Origin of the sequence: Romboutsia timonensis, assembly GCF_900106845.1 — a bacterium.
In the GTDB taxonomy this organism is placed as follows: domain Bacteria; phylum Bacillota; class Clostridia; order Peptostreptococcales; family Peptostreptococcaceae; genus Romboutsia; species Romboutsia timonensis.
On record NZ_LT629850.1, the window covers coordinates 1538096 to 1559211 of the forward strand.

The 21116-nt window shown below is 26.5% G+C and carries 21 protein-coding genes and 1 tRNA gene; 3 read left to right on the forward strand and 19 right to left on the reverse strand.

All coding sequences use genetic code 11. The features are described from left to right. Positions 1-321 precede the first annotated feature (321 nt). From BN7997_RS09955 to BN7997_RS09975, 6 genes are all read right to left on the reverse strand, one after another. Positions 322-1599 (reverse strand): sensor histidine kinase, encoded by a 1278-nt coding sequence (locus tag BN7997_RS09955; RefSeq protein WP_083335084.1) that lies wholly within the window; start codon positions 1597-1599, stop codon positions 322-324. Between the two features lie 6 nt (positions 1600-1605). After that, a complete protein-coding gene (locus tag BN7997_RS16235) occupies positions 1606-1734 on the reverse strand; it encodes a hypothetical protein (RefSeq protein ID WP_278335252.1) in 129 nt (42 codons plus the stop codon). A 2-nt stretch (positions 1735-1736) separates the two neighbouring features. Then, complete coding sequence (locus tag BN7997_RS09960; RefSeq protein ID WP_330385897.1) at positions 1737-2183, reverse strand: accessory gene regulator B family protein; 447 nt, start codon at positions 2181-2183, stop codon at positions 1737-1739. A 729-nt stretch (positions 2184-2912) separates the two neighbouring features. Continuing rightward, positions 2913-3485 (reverse strand): manganese catalase family protein, encoded by a 573-nt coding sequence (locus BN7997_RS09965; RefSeq protein WP_071120643.1) that lies wholly within the window; start codon positions 3483-3485, stop codon positions 2913-2915. 42 nt (positions 3486-3527) lie between these two features. Beyond that, a complete protein-coding gene (locus BN7997_RS09970) occupies positions 3528-3791 on the reverse strand; it encodes a spore coat protein CotJB (protein WP_071120644.1) in 264 nt (87 codons plus the stop codon). A gap of 20 nt (positions 3792-3811) precedes the next feature. Beyond that, positions 3812-4009 (reverse strand): spore coat associated protein CotJA, encoded by a 198-nt coding sequence (locus tag BN7997_RS09975; protein WP_071120645.1) that lies wholly within the window; start codon positions 4007-4009, stop codon positions 3812-3814. A gap of 404 nt (positions 4010-4413) precedes the next feature. On the opposite strand from BN7997_RS09975, the gene BN7997_RS09980 reads away from it, so the two are divergent. Both BN7997_RS09980 and BN7997_RS09985 read left to right on the forward strand, forming a co-directional pair. After that, complete coding sequence (locus BN7997_RS09980; protein WP_071120646.1) at positions 4414-6012, forward strand: peptide chain release factor 3; 1599 nt, start codon at positions 4414-4416, stop codon at positions 6010-6012. A 375-nt stretch (positions 6013-6387) separates the two neighbouring features. After that, positions 6388-6636 carry a (2Fe-2S)-binding protein gene (locus tag BN7997_RS09985; RefSeq protein WP_207645586.1) on the forward strand — a complete coding sequence of 83 codons (249 nt, stop codon included), beginning with the start codon at positions 6388-6390 and terminating at the stop codon, positions 6634-6636. A 337-nt stretch (positions 6637-6973) separates the two neighbouring features. Here the strand turns inward: BN7997_RS09985 and BN7997_RS09990 are convergent, their stop codons facing one another. The 6 genes from BN7997_RS09990 to BN7997_RS10010 form a co-directional block, all read right to left on the reverse strand. Then, positions 6974-8221 (reverse strand): SH3 domain-containing protein, encoded by a 1248-nt coding sequence (locus tag BN7997_RS09990; protein WP_071120648.1) that lies wholly within the window; start codon positions 8219-8221, stop codon positions 6974-6976. Positions 8222-8644: 423 nt separating this feature from the next. Further along, a complete protein-coding gene (locus tag BN7997_RS16385; protein ID WP_334292256.1) occupies positions 8645-9007 on the reverse strand; it encodes a manganese catalase family protein in 363 nt (120 codons plus the stop codon). A gap of 208 nt (positions 9008-9215) precedes the next feature. Then, positions 9216-10109 carry an MYG1 family protein gene (locus tag BN7997_RS09995; RefSeq protein WP_071120649.1) on the reverse strand — a complete coding sequence of 298 codons (894 nt, stop codon included), beginning with the start codon at positions 10107-10109 and terminating at the stop codon, positions 9216-9218. Between the two features lie 1030 nt (positions 10110-11139). After that, entirely contained in the window at positions 11140-11739 is a 600-nt protein-coding gene (locus tag BN7997_RS10000; RefSeq protein ID WP_071120650.1) for a VanZ family protein, read from the reverse strand. A gap of 18 nt (positions 11740-11757) precedes the next feature. Then, positions 11758-12807: a DUF4179 domain-containing protein gene (locus BN7997_RS10005; protein ID WP_071120651.1), complete on the reverse strand. Its 1050-nt coding sequence runs from the start codon at positions 12805-12807 to the stop codon at positions 11758-11760. Further along, positions 12800-13366 (reverse strand): sigma-70 family RNA polymerase sigma factor, encoded by a 567-nt coding sequence (locus BN7997_RS10010; RefSeq protein ID WP_071120652.1) that lies wholly within the window; start codon positions 13364-13366, stop codon positions 12800-12802. Before BN7997_RS10010 ends, BN7997_RS10005 begins: the two co-directional genes overlap by 8 nt. Positions 13367-13655: 289 nt before the next feature. On the opposite strand from BN7997_RS10010, the gene BN7997_RS10015 reads away from it, so the two are divergent. Continuing rightward, positions 13656-13731: transfer RNA gene (locus tag BN7997_RS10015), tRNA-Asn, on the forward strand. Positions 13732-13896: 165 nt separating this feature from the next. Here the strand turns inward: BN7997_RS10015 and BN7997_RS10020 are convergent. The 7 genes from BN7997_RS10020 to BN7997_RS10050 form a co-directional block, all read right to left on the reverse strand. After that, positions 13897-14304, reverse strand: a complete 408-nt coding sequence (locus BN7997_RS10020) for a hypothetical protein (RefSeq protein WP_071120653.1) — start codon at positions 14302-14304, stop codon at positions 13897-13899. 66 nt (positions 14305-14370) lie between these two features. Continuing rightward, complete coding sequence (locus tag BN7997_RS10025; RefSeq protein ID WP_071120654.1) at positions 14371-15429, reverse strand: IS1595 family transposase; 1059 nt, start codon at positions 15427-15429, stop codon at positions 14371-14373. Between the two features lie 140 nt (positions 15430-15569). Continuing rightward, positions 15570-19217, reverse strand: coding sequence for an efflux RND transporter permease subunit (locus BN7997_RS10030; RefSeq protein ID WP_071120655.1), 3648 nt, complete (start codon positions 19215-19217; stop codon positions 15570-15572). Positions 19218-19568: 351 nt separating this feature from the next. Then, positions 19569-19952, reverse strand: a complete 384-nt coding sequence (locus BN7997_RS10035; protein WP_071120656.1) for a VOC family protein — start codon at positions 19950-19952, stop codon at positions 19569-19571. Positions 19953-20032: 80 nt separating this feature from the next. After that, complete coding sequence (locus tag BN7997_RS10040) at positions 20033-20254, reverse strand: alpha/beta-type small acid-soluble spore protein (RefSeq protein WP_071120657.1); 222 nt, start codon at positions 20252-20254, stop codon at positions 20033-20035. A gap of 288 nt (positions 20255-20542) precedes the next feature. Then, positions 20543-20755, reverse strand: a complete 213-nt coding sequence (locus BN7997_RS10045) for a hypothetical protein (RefSeq protein WP_071120658.1) — start codon at positions 20753-20755, stop codon at positions 20543-20545. Positions 20756-20783: 28 nt separating this feature from the next. Continuing rightward, positions 20784-21011 (reverse strand): hypothetical protein, encoded by a 228-nt coding sequence (locus tag BN7997_RS10050; RefSeq protein ID WP_071120659.1) that lies wholly within the window; start codon positions 21009-21011, stop codon positions 20784-20786. Between the last annotated feature and the right edge of the window lie 105 nt (positions 21012-21116).

The following is a 21116-nucleotide window of genomic DNA, read 5'->3' on the forward strand; positions in this document are numbered from 1 at the left end:
ATAAATATTTACAACTTGCACTTTATCTAGTATCTAAATAAATTCCTAAGCCTTAGTTTGTTTTATTAATATTAAGCAATTTTTTTATACAATTTATTTAATGTACACTTTTAATTTATATAATAAAAAATTCGCTTCGCTTGAGCCACTGCGTTGGCGAAGTATTTCAAAATTTTTTTTACGCTCAAAACCAATTTATTGATATTACTTACATTCAGAAGTTATCCACATTTTTAAAGTATTATAATATCCTTAAACGTAAAAAAGTATGGTATTAAAAAATTACCATACTTTTTATTATATATTATTAATATTTTTATATTAAGCTTCAAAAACTTCTTTTGCTTTTTTATTTGAAAATATAACTTTAAATTCAGTATATTCCTCATTACTTGTTACATATATTTTTCCATTATTATTTTCTACAATTTCTTTAACTATATGTAAACCATATCCATGGCTTTCATCTTTATTAGACTTTGTAGTAAAACCTGTATTAAAAATTTTATCTATTATACTTGGATCTATTTGTGGTCCATTATTTTTAATACTTAGATAAATATTATTAAATATCTTATACGTCTTTATAACAATTAATCCATTACCATCTAATGCTGTAGCTGCATTACTTAAAATATTAGATACTATTTTATGTAATTCATACTCACTAATATCAATTAAATTAGAATCAAATTCCTCATCTACAACTACATGTATATCTTTTAAATCTAAGGATTCAACTACACTACATATAATAGAGTCCCTATTAGTAATATATTCTACAGAAGATGATACTTCAGCATTCCCACTTATTATCTTTTTTAGCATTTCTCCTAATCTATCATATTGTTGCATTATATATAATCCATTAATATAAGATATTTGAGACCCATAGTCATGCTTTATTTTTTTAAGTTCATTATTTTTATCAATTAATAATTTATTTAATCTATCAGTCTCTTCATATTTTTTGCCTATGCTATTCCTATAAATAGAAATCCCGATTATAAATGCAACAAACATTATTATCAATACATTGGTTAAAACTACATTAGCCCAACCATTTAATAACATAGAAATACTAGCTATGAAATCCATCAATATAACAATTATGAAAAAAATTGTAAATGAACGTTCACTTTTAATAAAATACTGATATATTATTTTTATATTATCTTTATTTTTTATAATAAGTAATTCTAAAATAATAGCTGGAATATATATTCCTAATAACATAGATGCTTCTGCATCAGAAACTACATTACTTATAGTAGGCCAAATTATACTAGTAACTAAAATAGCTGTAATTTGTACTAAAAAATATCCTATAAAGTATGCTAATAATGCCTTTTTGTATATATGTCTATATACTAAACCTATAATAACTATATTCATTGTTGCTATTACAGCTGTAGCTATATTTCCATTACTAAATATATTTGTAGCTAACATACTTGTAAAAAATATACCTATAATACTTATAACAAGATGCTTCTTACTAATCCTATCATTTTCATTATTAAAAGATAAATAATAAGGAAAATAACTTACTATAAATGATTGTATTATAGTATTTAATAAATCAACAAATAAAATCATTACTTATTACCTTTTCTCTTTTAAGCTTTTTGGCATATCTTCTACACCAATCCCTACCATAGATGCTGTTCCACCACTTACAACAACTATTGATATCATTTCCATTAAACTTCCAAGTATTTTTTTATAGTTCATATTTATTCCTCCTTAGACTCTCTCAAATTAAACATTAAACAAACATTCATTGTTAATGTCCATGTTATTATATTGCTATAAATTTCATATTTAATTAGAATTACAGAAATTATAGATAAGATTATAGAATTAAGTACAGCTATTGTTTTATTTCTTCTTATTAAACTTTCCTTTGTGATATTCATATATGTATTTATTATAGGTGATTGATGATATATACTAAATATGTTTACAATATTCAGTAATATTGTACTTATATTATTTAAGTTACTATTTTTTGATATTAATATAATAAAATATGCTAGTGTCATAGTTGCAATTAAGCATCTTTTATGTGAATACTCATGATATCCCTCTGTAAATGGTCTTACACATGCAAGAGTAAACATAATTAAAATAACTTCTTTCATATATCCTAAAATAGAAAATACAGTAATTATAATTATAATTTATAAAATTTCATACATTAATACTCTCATAATATATTGTATTTCCTCTGTTTTCTCGTGCGTAAAATTATTATATTTACAGATGTCTTTAACAAAGTCGTATAATCGATTTCTTAACATTCGTAACATTTCTCCATAAAAATTTAGAATTAATTACATAATATTCCATTTTATATATTTTTTCAACATTTTTCTCCTTTTCCAAAAAATTCAGATTATTTCCTTAAAAAAATATATATTTAATATATAATAAAAGATAATATAGCTCGAAGTAATTTTATATTTATACTTCATTATTAAAATATAAAGTAAAAAAATCAAAAGTTTAAGATTTATTGAAAAATCCTTAAGTGTAAATTTAAAGTTTATAATAGCTTTAATTATTATTATTTTTTCAATGTATCTTTTATAGATTTATTATTTTATTAAGTTTTGTTATAAAATAATTTAATTAATTTCTATATACTAAAATGGAGTCTAGATAAATCTAAAACTCCATTTTAATATAAAATAAAAAATTCACTTCACTTGAGCAACGTATCGGCAAAAAACTTTAAGCCACGTGTGGGCGCTAATTTTTATTTCGCCAACGATATATCCTTGCTTACACTATGGATACATCGGTTACTTGAGCCACTATATGGTCGAAGCATTTTAAAATATTATTTATACTATCTATATTATTAAGAAGTAAAACAATACTAAGTTAAAACTCAACTCTTAAATCTATTAAAAATTCTTTTTACTTTCTGTAAATTCATAAACATCCATTAATGCTTCTCCAAATCTTTGGTAATGAACAATTTCTCTTTGACCTAAAAATCTTAAAATATCTTTAAGGTCTGGATCATCTGTTAAGTTAATTAGTTGGTAATAAGTAGCTAATGCTTTTTGTTCTGCTGCCATATCTTCATGTAAGTCTGTAACAGAATCTCCAAATACATTAATATAAGCTGTAGTAAAGTTTACACCATTTGCATCTACTGGTTGAAGTCCATGTCCAAAAGTAGCATAATTAGGTCCAAGTCCAGCTTCTTTAAGTTCTTCAGGAGTACAATCTTTCATTAATTGATATAATATAGCTGAAATAATCTCAACATGAGCCATTTCTTCTGTACCTATGTCAGTCAAAAGTGCTCTAGTTTTACCAGTTGGCATAGTATATCTTTGTTGAAGATATCTAAGAGCTGCTGCTAATTCACCATTAGGTCCACCTAATTGAGTCATTATATATTTAGCCATTTTCGGATCTGAATTTTTCAAATTAACTGGATATTCTAATGTTTTTTGATAAACCCACATCTATTTATTCCTCCTTTAATTTTTATATTTTTAACTTTATTTCTATTTATAAAACTCATTATCCCATGGCCATGGATTATCAACCCATTCCCATTGATAACAATCTGGAACATATCCAAAATTAGTTAATGGTCCATAGAAATTTTCATATTCATACTTAGCATCTTGGAATTTTTCAAAATACATATTGTATTCACATAAAGCATCTTCATCATCAGGATTATTATCTAGATATAAATTTAACTCTATACAAGCAAAGTGATATTCTAAAATTTGATTTAAAAGATCTCTTCTATCTGATTCCATACTTGTCTATACACTCCTTTTTACTTTACTCTGTTCATAGGATTTTCATATAACCAGTCATTATAATTATTTGACTCAACTAAATCTAACTCAGGAAATAGTGTTCCTTTTTTTAATGCAATACTTGGATCAAAAGTTTCTCCATAAATTTGTCTATTAACATATGGTCTTGCTAATTCTAGCCCACAGTTTTGTTCAATATCTCTTTTATTATCCATAGATTTCCTCCTTAATCTTTTAATATAGTTATTAAAGCTTTAAATTAAATAAAGACAAAATTACCTTGGTATTTTTATCAAAATACTTTTTCGATAATTTTCGACACCTTTATCTAATATATACTATGGATACTATTTTATATTTGTTACTATATTTTGATTAAATTAAAGTAGTATTTTACAAGTCTTTTTTACTTGTGGCTACTTTAAAGGGTGGGAAGTTCAAATTTTTTCTTTTATTATATTTCATTTTATATAAATCTTACTTGTTAACATTAAAATTGTGCATTTAAAAGTATCTTTACTTTTAATATTGACAGTTTTTAAATAAAGTTATAATATCAATAAGATTATAGCTTTTTATATTTAAATAATCATAAAATTAAAATAAAGGATGATAAAAAATGACAGAACAAAATTTAAACTTGGTTGACGAGGTTAAAAGAAGAAGAACCTTTGCAATAATCTCCCATCCCGATGCGGGAAAAACTACATTAACTGAAAAATTCCTATTATACGGTGGAGCTATTCGTGAAGCAGGTTCAGTTAAATCTAGAAAATCTCAAAAACATGCAGTATCTGACTGGATGGAAATTGAAAAACAAAGAGGTATATCTGTTGCATCAAGTGTTCTTCAATTTGAATATAATAACTTTTGTATAAATATACTTGATACTCCAGGACATCAAGATTTCAGTGAAGACACATATAGAACTCTTATGGCCGCTGACAGTGCTGTAATGGTTATTGACTCTGCTAAAGGAGTTGAGGACCAAACAAAAAAATTATTCCACGTTTGTAAAATGAGAGGAATTCCAATATTCACATTTATAAACAAAATGGACCGTCAAGGAAAAGACCCATTTGAATTACTTGAAGATATTGAAAATGTTTTAGGAATTCGTTCTTGTCCAGTAAACTGGCCAATAGGTTCTGGTAAAGACTTCAAAGGTGTATTTAACCGTCATAAAAACCAAATAGAGCTATTTGATGATGGTAACCACGGACAATCTATAGCTAACTCTATAACTGGTGAAGTATCTGATGAAAAGTTTAATACTTTATTAGGTAATGCTCTTCACAAAAAATTACTAGAGGATATTGAACTTTTAGATATTGCAGGGGATAACTTTGATTTAGAAAAAATATTAAGTGGTGAATTAACTCCTGTATTTTTCGGAAGTGCCCTTACTAACTTTGGTGTTGAGCCATTTTTAGAATCATTCCTAGAAATAACACCACCACCAACTCCTCGTAGCAGTAACTTAGGTGATATAGATCCTAACTCTAATAACTTCTCAGGATTTATATTTAAGATACAAGCTAATATGGATAAAAACCATAGAGATAGAATAGCTTTCCTTAGAATTTGCTCTGGTAAGTTCGAAAAAGGTATGTCAGTAACTCATGTACAAAGAAACAAAAAGATTAAGCTTTCACAACCTCAACAATTCGTTGCACAAGACCGTGTTATAATAGATTCTGCTTACCCAGGTGATATAATAGGTATACACGACCCTGGAATATTTAATATTGGGGATACATTAAGTGAAAAACAATCAAACTTACAATACACTGGTATACCACAATTTGCTCCTGAACACTTTGCAAGAATATCTACAAAAAATGCTCTTAAGAGAAAGCAATTTGTAAAAGGTCTTACTCAATTATCAGAAGAAGGTGCTATACAAATATTCAAAGAACCTAACTTTGGTATGGAAGAACTTATTGTAGGAGTTGTTGGAGTTTTACAATTTGAAGTTTTAGAATATCGTCTAAAACAAGAATATGGTGTTGATATAATAATGAATCCACTACCTTACCGTTATATACGTTGGATTGAGCATGGTTCTGTTAAATCAGATAGAATTTCAATGCCAATGGATACTATACTTGTTGAAGATAAAAATAGAACTCAAGCAGTATTATTACAAAATGAGTGGTCTATCAGACATTTAGTTGAAAGAAATGAAGGTATAGTTTTAAAAGAAACTTCTTTATAAGATAAATTTATATACAGTGAAATAATTTAATAAATGTAATTATAAAAAATTCGCTTCGCTTGAGCGACGTGTCGGCGAAACATTTCATGTCGCCAACGACTTCGTCCGTTGCTCGAGCCACTGCGTGGGCGAAGCATTTCAAAATCTTTTTTACGCTCAAAACCAGTTGATTGATATTACTTACATTCAGAAGTTATCCACATTTTTTAAATATTATAATATCCTTATATGTAGAAAAGTAAAAAAAAGGAACACTATCTAAACTATATATCTGGGCTTGGTCTTGGTCTTGGTCTCTCTCTTGATTATTTACTTACTCTACTCTTGAAGTTATACTTTAATTATAGTTTTTATAAGATAAGGAGAGTTATTATGATGAATAAAGAAAAGTGTTCTTGTTGTAATAGTAGTAGTAATAATGATGTTATAATCGGTCAATATGTATGTTATTGTAATCAAGTGACTGAAGATGATATTAAAGATGCAATAGAACAAGGAGCTGAAACTGTACAAGAAGTTATAAAAAAAACAGGAGCAATGAAAGATAGTAATTGTGCTGTAAATAATCCAAAAGGTACTTGTTGTTATTCTGATATTGTTTATGTATTTAATAAGTACAAATAGATTAAAAAAATGATATTTAAATTTAAGAATAGCGTAAAAAATAGAACCTTGTAATTTAAGGTTCTATTTTTATTTATCTATAAAACTACAAATAATACTTTTTAAATATACCTTATGTTTAATATTACATTTTAACATAGGATATATTTTATTATATTTATATTTTTTAGTATTTTTTCTACTTGATAATTATTTAATATTCCTTTTAAATTAATCTGTTGTACTAGTTATTTTACTACACCTATTAATATTTATATATAAACTTTTCTAACTATTAAAATATGCTTTGTTATTTTGAGCAAATCAAATTAACTAACATAGTTAGTTTATATAAAATTTATTTAAATTTATTCATTAACATTTGTATATTATTTTGATGTGCTGTATCTAATTTATTAGAACTATGAGTTTTAGAATTTAAAAAGTGTATATCTACATGTCCATCTGCACCATTATTCTTTACAGAATCATAATTTATTCCATCTCCATAATTATCACTTCTATTTTTGCTTGTATATTCTCTTGCTGGTTCACTATCTAATCCTGCATGAGGCATACCAGTCATTGAAGCTCCATATACTTTTCCATTAACATGAACTAATACAGGTCTTCTAGTCCAACTAAATCCACCCCATATACTCTTCATTGTAGCTGTATCTGCTGCAGTAAGAGGCTCTACATCAGCATGATTTGTTCCACCAGTTCTTATTAATTTAAATTTCTTTCCAGTATTATAATCTTCAACAGTAAAAGCATTGTTTAAATTTGATGCATAATCATCTCTTACTAATATGTTTTTTCCTTCTTTAAACCAATCTGGGAATAACACTTCTCCCTGTGTTTCAGGTTTAGTATTTTCTATTGGATTTGTAGTTGATAAATATTGACTACTCATATATCCAGTTTTTCCATTATACATTATTTTAGACCAATTACCACTACTACTTATATACTCTACTTTGTTTCCTTTGTTTAATTTCATAATAGATGTATATGAAGTTGATGGTCCTGTTCTAACATTAACTGAATTACCTGTTACATATTTTGTTATATATGTATTATCATCAGTATTTGCTTTATCTGATACATATTTACTAAATACATATCCTACTGTTCCATTATAATTAACTTTTACCCAATCATTTTCTTTTGATATAAACTCAACTTTTGTTCCTTTGTTAAAGCTTCTTATAACAGAATAATTTGTTCCAGGCCCTTTTCTAAAGTTTACTGAATTTCCTGTTATTTGTCTTATATCAGTAGATGTAGAAGTTGTTGAAACTGACTTTATATAAGTGTTGCTAATATATCCCTCTTTTTCATTGTATCTAACTTTAGACCAATTACCGCTACTACTTATATACTCTACTTTATCTCCTTTATTTAATTTCATTATAGATTTATATGAAGTTGATGGTCCTGTTCTAACGTTAACTGAGTTACCTGTTACTTCCATATAAGTAATTGTTCTAACTATATTATTCGATGTTGTTTTTGTTTCTAATGCATCTACATTATATCCGCTACCCATTATGTGCATCGAGGCTAACGTTATTGCCAATATGTTTCTTTTTAGATGTTTCATTTATACTGTCTCCTTATCCATAGTTGTCCTTTTAAATATATTATTATAAATATATTAGTATTTCTACATTTATCGACAGATTGGCATTAATTTCATTTATTGGTATGGTTTATTATGGTAAATTTTTTATATAATATAAAAATAAGGCACTAAACAATTAAGTCTAGTGCCTTATTTAATAAATTTCCCATTACGTTAGAAGAATTTGGAGGGAAATCTATTAACTGTATTTTATTATATTTTTTATATTTTGTCCATACAACTTCGACATTTTTTTACATTTCATTGTGTATTTTGCATACTTTCCTTTAACTAAAATGATATTTTGTTAAAAACCAGTATTATTTTCCAGTATCATTTTATTAATATTATATTAAAATAAAAAAGAACCCTACAAGAGAGTTCTATTAATTAAATTCATATTTATTTTTTTATAGGAGTTTCAAAAGATGGTGGATTAATATCTATTTTAGTATCATGATCATGAGGTCCTGGACTTGATAAATCAAAGTATAACTTAGAATCTTCTGTAATACCAAAATCTTTATTTGAACCTGTGTTTTTAACTTTATTTAATGCATCTCTAAATAAAGCATTATGAGCTTCTTCTCTATTAAGTAAAAAGTCTATAGTCTCACGAACGTATTTATCTTCAATTTGTCTATATAAGTATTCATAAACAACCTTAGCTCTTTGTTCTGATGCTATATTAGATAGTAAATCAGCAACTAAATCCCCTGTAACAGTTACATAATCTGCTGTCCATGGTGCACCAGATGAGTTTATTAAAACAGGAGATAAACCACAGTTGCTCTTGCATTAAAACTGCATATTGAGGATTTGGTCTTTCTACTTTTACTTCTCTTAGTAAGGCCTTATCGTGTTTAAACATAAATTCTTATACCTCCGCTTATTTTAATTTAGTTTTATGTTTCCCTGAATAAAGCCCAATATTCAAATTAAAATTTCTTAATAATAATATTTAATTACTAATCTATTTATTTTCAACAGCTACCTTTGCCATTGATATAGCTCCTTCTTTAGTCTTATTCCCACAAATAAATAAAGCTGGATGACAGAATGTACAATTCTCTATCCCTGTAAGTTTAGATAAATCATCATTATTTAATCCACCCCATGTTTTTGGTAAATCTTTTCTAGCAGCAAAGCTATTAGCTTCCTTTGGCACAGTTTGTGTATACCATGACCCTGTTACATCTTGATATACTACATATAATACATTTTCATTTCTATCAAGTTCAAGTACAGTATCTTTCCATGGAACTGATTTTTCTAATACTAAAATATGAGATTCTTTTACATTTTGTTTTTTAAGTTCATTCTTAATCATTCTATAGTTTTCATAACTATCTACGAATTTCTTTGTTGTTTTATATAGTATTTTTTTTGCAAACTCTACTGCCTCAAAAAATCCTTTTTCTATTTCATCTTCTCCAGCACCAGTAGGTATAAAAGTATAGATAATATCACAAAGTGTCATAATTGGAACTTGACTAGTCATAACATCTACACCATTATCTTGTGCATCTATTTGTTGAATAAGTATAGTATCTACTTTCTCTGCTACCTCTTGTTGCTCTTTTAAATTAGATAGATCTGGGAATTTTGCATTTATATATGATATACCAAAATCTCTCCATAATAACCCAAATCCACAGTAAGGTATTCCATTTTCTCTTCTTATTTTATCAACGTGATGGTGATCATACTTCCCATTCCCTACATCTGATACGATATCGCAAGTTTTTAGTAATTCTTCATCTCTTGTTCTTATTATTTCTAAATCATTATATATAGACTGCATAAGTGCTACACCGAATACATCATCTGCATGGAAAATTCCATTATGTACTGCCATCCTTTTCATTTTCTTTACCTCTTTTCTCAAGTTTTTGTAATGCTTAATTTATATAATTAAACTTAATTTAGTTTTTCTGTTTTATATATAATATATTTTATATTACCAAAATTTTTAATTTAATATAATCATTAATAATAAAAAATATCCCTATTACTTTTTACCGTTACCATAAAACTTAAATCCTAAACTTTTTTCTAATTAGAGGTAATTTTTCTTTAATTTTGCCTATTTAGACAACCTCTAAGGTTTTTTCGTCTCTTTGGTAACACTAGCTATTTTCGTTGAAATTTACACATTTCACCCGTTACCAAAGGCGTTACCAGAGGTGTTACCATAAATTTTTCGGTAACACCTTTTTTTAATAAGCGTTACCAAAGTACTTTTTTTGGTAACGCCTTTGGTAACGCTAAAATAGGTCTTTGGTAACGCTAAATTTTTATTAAAAAGCTATTTGAGAGCCATCGTATTTTCCAAATTAATTCAAGTTATTTTCTGATATATTATTTATAATTTTGTAACTTTTATGTTTTCTAAATATATTTATATTGCTATTGAAAACAAGTTTTTAACAGTTTTTGAAGTATCATAATCCACTTATAATTAAAAAATGACCTATAAATAGATTACCTTAACTGTCATCTACCGGTTATCAGTTTTTTATATCATCAAATATAACTGATATAGATTATTCTTCATAATCTCGATTTGTAAAAACTGCATTCTTAAAAAGTCATGCTACTATAGATAATTATGAAAATTAATTACACTAATATATATGTTAGTAAGTAAAATTTACTAAAGTATATATGTTTTTGACTATATTAACCAAATTTTTTACAAGATGATTTTTAAATATTTTGTAATAATTAAATAATAAGGCTATGTTTTAATACAATGTTGAAATTATATAAATTTTGAATAATAAAAAAATCAAGAGCTGTATTTACTTATTCATACAACTCTTGATTTAGTTCGCATTATATTAAAATTGTTCATCAAACTTATTAATGAATTTTAGTTGCATACATTGAATGTATTATATTACAAGTTCTTTATCATAATTTAATATATCTTTAAATTTTCCTTTATATGTATACTTAAAAATATACCATGCTATAATACCACCTAGCGTATTTAGTATCAAGTCTTCTGTATGAACTGATCTTCCATATGATAATGATAAAATATTCATAAATAATTGAATTAATTCTATTGATAATGATATAAGAAAAGATGTCAACATACATAATTTTATACTTCTTAATTTTTCAAATTTAATGCATAAGTAGAATATAAAAGGTGATAGAAGAATTAAATTTCCCCCTACATTTCTTATTACACCTTTGACACTGATATTGTTTTTATAATAATCAACAAAAGGGATTAAATTTATATTATACCTCTCTAGTATACTCATATTTGATAAATAAGGTATAGTACTTCCTATACGAAGTGGAAAAATAGTTACTCCTATAAGGATGAATAGATATATAACAAATAAATTAGTTATTATCTCTTTATATAAATTTAATTTATCACCTTTTTTTCTTCTAAATAATAATATTACACCTCTAATTATTATCCATAGTGGTAGTCCTATTATTAATAATATATTCATTTCAAATATAATTTCCATCTTGTTCCCTCTTTATATTTATTTTAAATTTATTTGGAAGACAACATCTTCAACATCATCTTTTTTAATGTTTATAGTTCCTGGTGCCTTCTTATTAGGTATTAATTCCATTTCTTCATATACTATTTTTATATATTTACAATCTCTATTAAGATTTCTATAGACACTAGTTTTACCTATATTTGTACCCTCATCATTATAAAATTCACTAAATCTAAGTACTTCATTACCTTTATCATCATAAATCAAAATATCATACATAGTATCTTCAGAATCTTTAGGTGTAATATGATTAACTATTAAACTTAAAGGTCTTACTTCTATACTAGATACTGTAAATTTAGATTTTGTTTCATTTACTTCAATAACTTTATTGTCTGAAGTATAGCTTTTAACTGAGAAGTTAAACTCCCATACATCTCCTGGAATGTAATATTTATCTCTATGAAAAGATTCAGCATTTATATTATCAAAAATAATATTTATATTAAATTCATCTGGTAAAGAATCTTTATTTTCAAGTTTTAGCAATTCAGTTCCAACAAATGTATAATCATCCGTATAAACACCTTCAATACCAGAACTATTAAATACATAATCTGTCATATTATTTATTTTAACCTTACAGTTACTTAATAATTGATGCATTGTATCATCTCTTTCAAATTTCTCTTCACTTTTTATAATATAAGATATTGCTATGTATTTCCCATCACATAAAACACTTTCTGCTGTAACAGTTTTTCCATTTGCTGTAACTGTCTGATTTACTTCTTGCGCACTATCTTCAAAGTACTCATTAAAGTTAATACTCATTACCTCTGATTTTTTAGAATTTCTAATTTCTTTGTAAACATCCTTAACAAAAGGCATTCTATTAGCTAAACTATCTGAATTAAAACTCAAAAATAAAGCTCCCATAATACTTGCACAAGCTACTACTTTTATAAATTTATTTCTTCTATATTTTTTAGATTTCTTTTCATTTACTGCTTTTTTCAAACCCTTTTTTATATATAAATCAATATTCTCTGGTATTTCAATATTATCAAATTCCTTATTATACATTTAAATAATTCTCCTTTAATATATTATTCAACTGTTGTGTTGCCCGCTTTAATTGGCTTTTTACAGTATTTATTGGTATATCTAACATATAAGATATATCTTCTATTTTCATATCATCAAAATATCTAAAAATAATCACTGTTTTATATTTAGGTTTTAAGAAATCTATAGCTCTATATAAATCCAACTTTTCTTCAATAGATACTCCATTTGATTCATATATACTCTCACACTCTTCATCTTCCAAAAATACTGTCTTACTTTCTTTTTTTATATGATTTATAGCTGTATTAACTAATATTTTTGTAATCCATGCTTTAAATGAATTATCATCTTTTAAAGTATTAATCTTAATCCACGCTTTATATGTAGTTTCTTGTACAATATCTAGGGCAATCTCCTGATTTTTTACATACGTATAGGCTATTTTGTACATATATATCTTATATTTCATTAAAAGACTTTCAAAAGCTCTATCATTTCCAGCCCTTGCTTTCTTTACTAAATGTGATTCACTCCTTTCTCTTTTTATATCTGATATTTTAATTATTTCTTGCATTTGTTCCACCTATTTCATTTTGTATTGGTACTTCTTCTTATAAGACCACTTATATATTAAAAAAGTTGCATTTTTTACAAAAAAATAAAAACAACAACTACTTTAGTATATCAAGTATCTAAAATAGTTGCTCTTTTTATTTCACATTATATAACGATTGCGAAGTTAATTATATTGTATCATTTTCAACACTCATTTAAAACATAGCCAATAATAAAAAAAATATGAATAAAATTAAATAAACTGACTATAATAATAACTGTAAAGGACTGATTAAAATTAAATATATGGGAATATAGCTCAGTAGGTAGAGCAATTGACTGTTAATCAATGGGTCACAGGTTCGAGCCCTGTTATTCCCGCCAATAAAAAAACTCTTAGTCTAAACTAAGAGTTTTTTTATCATCAAATATAAATTCTGTAGGTATTATATTTTTACGCTATGTTCAAGAATAGTGTTGAAAAATAATATATAATTAAAGAGGACTGGTGATAGTCCTCTTTAGCAACTATAAACGAAAGTTTGTATCTTATCTTGTTAATTCTATTAATTCGTTATAAATTTCATTAGTTTTATCTGAATTATCTTCATTAAAAACAATTACCAAATCTTTAGTAGTAAGTCTTATAAAAGGGCTTACTTTATTATAGATACATACTTTAGATTTAAAATTATCTCCATTAACTTTATAATATCCATTATTGGTATTAGGAGTATTACTGCCTGAACCCCCTGAAAGTATTACCTTATTAAGTAACTCGACATCGGTTATATCTTCTATATTGTAAGTAGAATTCATAATTTTAATTGAATCATCATCTATTATTATAGATGTTAACTTTGAATCCATTTGTTTAAATAGAAAATTTATTGATAATCCTATCCCTACAAATATTATAAGCGTAAATATTAAACCATATTTTTTTTCTTTACTCATATAAATTCCCCTCTATTCTATATAATAATAGTTATTACTATTGTAGAGTAATATAACAAATATACTCTATATATACAATGGTTTTCTATTTTTAAAATCCTTTATTTTAGTATTCGAATAAGATACATGAGATTGTATAAATAGTCTCTTACACTTCATAGAATCCTTATCTGTTTTAAACAACTCAATCCACTTAAACCAATACATATAATTAGCTAAATATTTTGTTGCAACACCATTAAAACCATCCATCCACTTTTTTAATCTACTGTGATATGAATTTATATGTTGAATATGATATATACCCTTTTTAAACTTTCCAGTCTCTATCTTCTGTATATCCACATCTATGTTCTTATTTAAACGTATATAACTCTTATGAGAGTCGATACATAATGTTGATTTTTCTTCTATTCTACCATTAAATAATCTCTCTACATCTTTGTATTGCATTCTCCCATTACATATTAATTCTGAAATTATATTCCCAGTTCTATCTATTGCACACATTACAGCAACTTGATTTCTTGATATACCTCTTGGTTTAGGTTCTTCATCTTTTGATTTTTTGCTTTTGGGTCCTCTTAAATTAGGTTTTCGAGGCATAGTAAATCCTGAACTCTTGCTATGATTACCTTTATATGATAATCTAAAGAAAGTTTCGTCTGCTTCAACAAGACCAGAAACATGACCTGTACCTATGTATAGTCTTAATGCATCTAAAATTTTATGTCTCCAAGCAAATGAAGTAGGTACAGTTATTTCTACTATTTCAGCACATTTTCTAATTGAATATCCAGCAACCATACATTTAATATACTCTAACCATTTCGAAAAGTCTTTTTTAGAGTTATAGCAAGGAGAGAATGTAAAATCAGTAAATGTTTTATTACAAGACTTACATATGTATCTTTGTTTACCATTATACTTACCATTTCTTGATACATGATTACCTTTACAATGAGGGCATACTTTACCTGATGCAAACCTATTTTCTTTAATCCCCTCTTTAATTTGAGTTGACAAAGAGCCAAATACAAGTTTTTCTTCTAAAAAGTTAAATACTTGATGTTGTTCATACTCATTTAAATTTTCTAAAGACTTAATTATATAATTTACATTCATTTAAGTACGCCCTCCAAATAATCTAATATACTTATATTATAACCCAATCTCAGTAAACATATATTAAAAATCAACAATTATTTTAAACATAGCGTATTTTTAAAGAAAAAACCTCTCTGTTTACACAGAAAGGCTCTATCCTAATCCTCTATATCAATAACCCTAAACTCATTACGTTGCATTAAATCATAAAGTATTGGTATAACCACAAGCGTCAATATAGTCGAATATGCAAGTCCACCTATAGAAACTATAGCCAACCCTTGTGTCATTTCTGCACCCATTCCATTACTTAATGCCATTGTAGACATAGCAAGTATTGTTGTTAAAGCCGTCATAAGTATCGGTCTTATACGACTTCTTCCAGTTTCTATTATGGCCTCTTTTTTACTCATACCTGTAGCTCTTAGTTGATTAACATAATCTACAAACACTATACCATTGTTTACTACAACCCCAGATAACACTAAGAAACCTAGCATAGAAACTACACTTAAATCATTACCTGTAATTAATAATGCTAATAGTCCTCCAGTAAATGCAAGCGGTATAGTAAACATTACTATAAATGGAGATAATAATGATTGGAACTGAGCAACCATTACTAAGTAAACAAATACCACTGCTAAAGCAATCATTAATACTAAATCACCCATAGCATCTGAAATAGTTTCCATTTCTCCACCTATTTCAATAGAGTATCCATCTTTTACTTTATAATTATCTAACTTTGCTTTTACATCTTTACCTACTAAACCAACATTATAATCACTATCAATAGTTGCAGTAACTGTCATATATCTAGATTGATTTTCACGAGATATAGAAGATAAACTTTCATCATCACTTATACTCACAATACTAGAAATTTTCACATCAACTTTTTCATTATCTTTAGTTCCTGTTATAGTTAAATTCTTTAATTCATTCTTTGTTAATGAATCACCATTTGAAACTATTACAGGATAATCATTTCTACCAATAGTTAATATAGTAGATGATGTATCAGTTTTTATTTCATTTGCTATAGTTTGATATATTTGAGCTGTTGTTAAACCATACTCCATAGCCTTATTTTTATCAACTATTATTCTTGTCTCTGAACTTGGATTTTCAAGTCCTGTTGTAATTTCTTTTATACCCTTAATTGGTTTAATTTCCTTTGATATATCTATGGCAATAGATTTTAATTCATCTAAATCTTCACCTTTAATAATAACTTGTATTCCTGATCCAGCTAAGGCACCCATATCCATATTAGATGCACTAACTTTTAACTCACAATCAAAGTCTTTTGTTCTATCCTCTATTATTTTAGCTATTTCAGTATTTGAGTGTTTTTTATCTTCTTTTAATTTTATGAAAAATGACATTGTAGTATCTGATGCTTTACCAAGCATAGAATTAGTAGAGTCTGTTGCACCAATTGTTTCAATATCATCTATTTTCATTAAATTATTTATTATTTTATCACTCATTTTAATAGTATCTTTTTTACTGCTTCCAATTGGCATTTCTAATGTTGCTGACATTTCTGTTGAGTCCATACTTGGCATAAAACTTGTCCCCATAGACCCTACCCTATATACACTAAATATTAATAAAGCAACTACAGGTAAAATTACAGCTACCTTATGTTTTAATGCCCATCTAAGTGCTTTTTCATAAAGATTAATCAGTCTATCAAATAATATACTTGGCTTTTTTTCTACCTTTTCTAATAATTTAGAAGACATAGCAGGAACAACAGTTAAAGAAACTATTAAACTTGATAGTAAACTATATGCTATCGTTAGTCCCATGTCAGTAAATATCTGCTTAGTCATACCATCTGCAAATACTATAGGAAGGAATACACATATAGTTGTAAGTGTAGATGCAAATATCGCTCCTGATACTTGTCTAGCACCATATACACTTGCCTTAGCTGCACTCATTCCTTTTTCTCTCATTTTAGATATATTCTCAATAACTACTATACTGTTATCTACCAACATACCTACACCTAGAGATAAACCAGATAAACTTATTATATTTAAAGTTATATTACTAAAATACATAAGTACCATAGATACAAATAAACTAATTGGTATACTAAGTGCTATTATTATAGTTGGCTTAAAGCTCTTTAAAAATAATAATAAAACAATAATTGCCAATGCTCCACCAAATATTAAGTTATCTAAAACACTGTCTATTATCATTTCTATATATATACCTTGGTCCATTAATGTTGTTATATTAACTTTATCATTTTCTTTCATAATATCATCAATAGTTTTACCTATGTTCTTAGTTACTTCAGTAGTTGATGATACACTAGATTTTTGTAAAGATATCATAACACCATCATTGCCATTTATATTAGCATATGTTTCTTCTGAATTATCAACTTTGCTTATATCAGCTACATCTTTTAGATAAATCTTTCCTACACCATTAATATCAAATAATAATAGGTTTTCAAGTTCTTCAATAGAACTTAATTTATCTCCGACTTTAACTAAATGTTTACTGTCATCATCTGAAACATATCCAGCAGGCATAGCAAAGTTTTGAGCCATTACTATATTGCTTATCATCTCTGGAGTTATTTTATTTGTCATATCAGATGCTTCATAAGCCTGTTCTTTTGCAGCTTTTAACTCATTACTAGCCTTTTTAAGCTCAGATTCACCTAAAGATAATTCAAGTGACGCTTTACTTAATTCTTCACTAACTCTATTTTGAGCTATCTTTAGTTGCTTTTCTTGTTCTTTTATGTTATCTAGTGAATTTAAAGCTTCTAATCCTTGCTTTGCAGTAGCAATACCTTTCTTTAAATTCTCTATAGTTGTATTTAAGACAGTTATTCGAGCTTGTATTTGCATTATGTACTCTTCATTATTTTGTGAAGGATTGTTTAATTCATTTTGAAGGTCATTTAATTTATTTTCTGCATCTTTAAGAGATTTTGAAGTTTCTTCAATAGTTTTATTTAATGTTTCTTTGTTCATTCCTTGAGAAGTTAACTGAGATGCTAATAATTCTAATTTAATCTTAGCTGATTGAAGCTCAACTTCAGCATTAACTAAATTTTCTTTTTGAATTTTTGATTGCTCCTCTAATTGACTTTTTCCATTTGCTATTTGATTTTGAGAATCTTTTAATTTCTTTTCTTGTTCTGCCATTTCATTATCAATTTTTGATTTTACTTTTTTATTTACAGAACTAATCTTATCGTTATCTAAATTAATTTGAATTTTTTCTTCTAAAAGTCCAGTTACACTAACTGATCCTACTCCATTTGTTCTTTCAAGTTTTGGAACTACATTTTCACTAACGTAATTTGATAACTCTTTTATATCCATATTTTTTACATCAACACTTAATATCATAACTGGCATTGAGTCTGGGTTTAATTTCATAACTGAACTTGAACCAACCCCATCTTCAAAACTTGATTTTATTAAATCTAGTTGGCTATTTACATCAAGTATTGCTGAATCTATGTTTACGTTTTGGTCAAATTCTATCATAACCATACTAGCATTCTCGCTAGATGTTGATGATACATTCTTAACTCCACTTACAGTAGATACAACTTGTTCAATAGGTTTTGTAAGCGACATTTCTACTTTTTCAGGACTTGCTCCTGGATACTGTGTAAGTACCATTGCATATGGAAGATCTATACTAGGTAATAAATCTGTTTTCATATCAAAAAAAGACACTATCCCCAGTATAAATACCATTACAACTGCAACTGCCACAGTAAATGGCCTTTTAACGCTATACTTAGGTATCATTTCCTCCCCCTTATATTATTGAAATTGTCTTTTTTAGACAGTTTATTATACCATTTTTTGTGTAATTTTCTCAAACTTATTTTTAACAAGAATATACTTTTATACATAAAAAATTCGCTTCGCTTGAGCGACGTGTCGGCGAAACACTTTAAGCCACGTGTGGGCGCTAATTTTTATTTCGCCAACGATATATCCTTGCTCACGCTACGGATACATCCGTTGCTTGAGCCACTGCGTGGGCGAAGCATTTCAAAAAAGCCTACTACTCACTATAATATAATTAGTGAATAGTTAGGCTTTTTTAGTATACTTAATAATATTTAAATTTGATAGTTATAGGCAAATTACTTATTAAAATTCATCTTCTCTTAATAAATAATCATTTCCATCTTGGTCTTTAAATGAGAACATCTTTCCATAAGGCATTGTCATTATTTCTGAAACTTCAACACCTTTTTCTTTAAGTTCATTGTAACTTTCTTCGATGTTATCTGTACTTAATATAACATTTGGATGATCTACGTTTGCTGATGGCTTTTGAGCTAACATCATCTTCTTATCATATAATATAAATGTAGTAAACTCACACTCATTTGGACCTACTTCTAACCATGTCATATTAGGTCCCATTGGTCTTTCTAATTTTATTACAAAGTTTAATTTCTCAGTCCAAAACGCTTTAGCTTCTTCTTGATTATTTACATATATAGTTATTTTACCTATTTTCTTTATCATAGTTATCCTCCTAAAAATGTGTTCTATTAATTATATACACATTTTAGAGTTTAACAATACATTTTTCGACATTTTTTATATTATTTTTTACTATTATACTGTTTAAGTAAAGCTTGTTGCCCCATTTCAACTAATCTTTTGCTCATAAGTCCACCAACTCTACCACCTAGTTGACCATTTTCATAAGAAGTGTTATTTGTGCCATATTTATTATTAGTTTCAACACCTATTTCATTTGCTATTTCTAATTTCATTTCTTCTAAAGCTTTTTTAGCATTTGGGTTTACATTTTTATTAGCCATAATAGCCTCCTATTTATCTAAATTATAGTTATTTTTCTGTGTTTATTATTTTTTACTTACTAAGGTTTTATAATACATCAAAAATATTGATAACTTATGAATTATAGTAGTATCAATGTATTTAGAAAAGTAGGCTATGTTAGATAATTATTTTATAAATTAAAATAAAGGCTCTATTAGACAATTGTGTGATAAGTAAGCAATAAAATAGCTAGACATATTGGAATTTCCATTGTCTAGCTATTTTTATATAAATTAGTTCGTAATATATTAAGATTGTATATATTACTAATTTTCATTATTCTCATCAAATTTCTCTAATATTAAGGATGTACAAAATATAACTACAAATATTAATAACAACAATAGTGAATGTGTTTCTAAATGATATGAAGATTCTACTGAACTATAGCCAAAATTGAAAATTATTGGCATAATAAACCACGCATTAAAAAAGAACAGTAGTATAGTTATAACTAAGCTAATTAGTATTTTTTTCATTTTTATCCCCTCTCGTATTATACTAACATTATAATTTTTTTATATTATTAAGTATTAATTTTAAAGATATAATTATAAATATGACAACACCTACAAAAGAAAGTATTCTCATTAACCAATATATTGTCTCTGTTAAATATGGTATTGGTAATATGTTTATAAGTGATATAGCTAGTTGAAAAACATCACTTTGTAAAAGTATAAGCATCAATGAACCTAAAGCTATATAAATTAGTTTTAAATTTCTATCATTCATATTTCTCCCACCCCTATCAATTCGTAATGTATAACAATTATGTACTTTCTTACATTCTATCATTAATTCACAATATTATAAACTATCTCTATATAATTAATCACA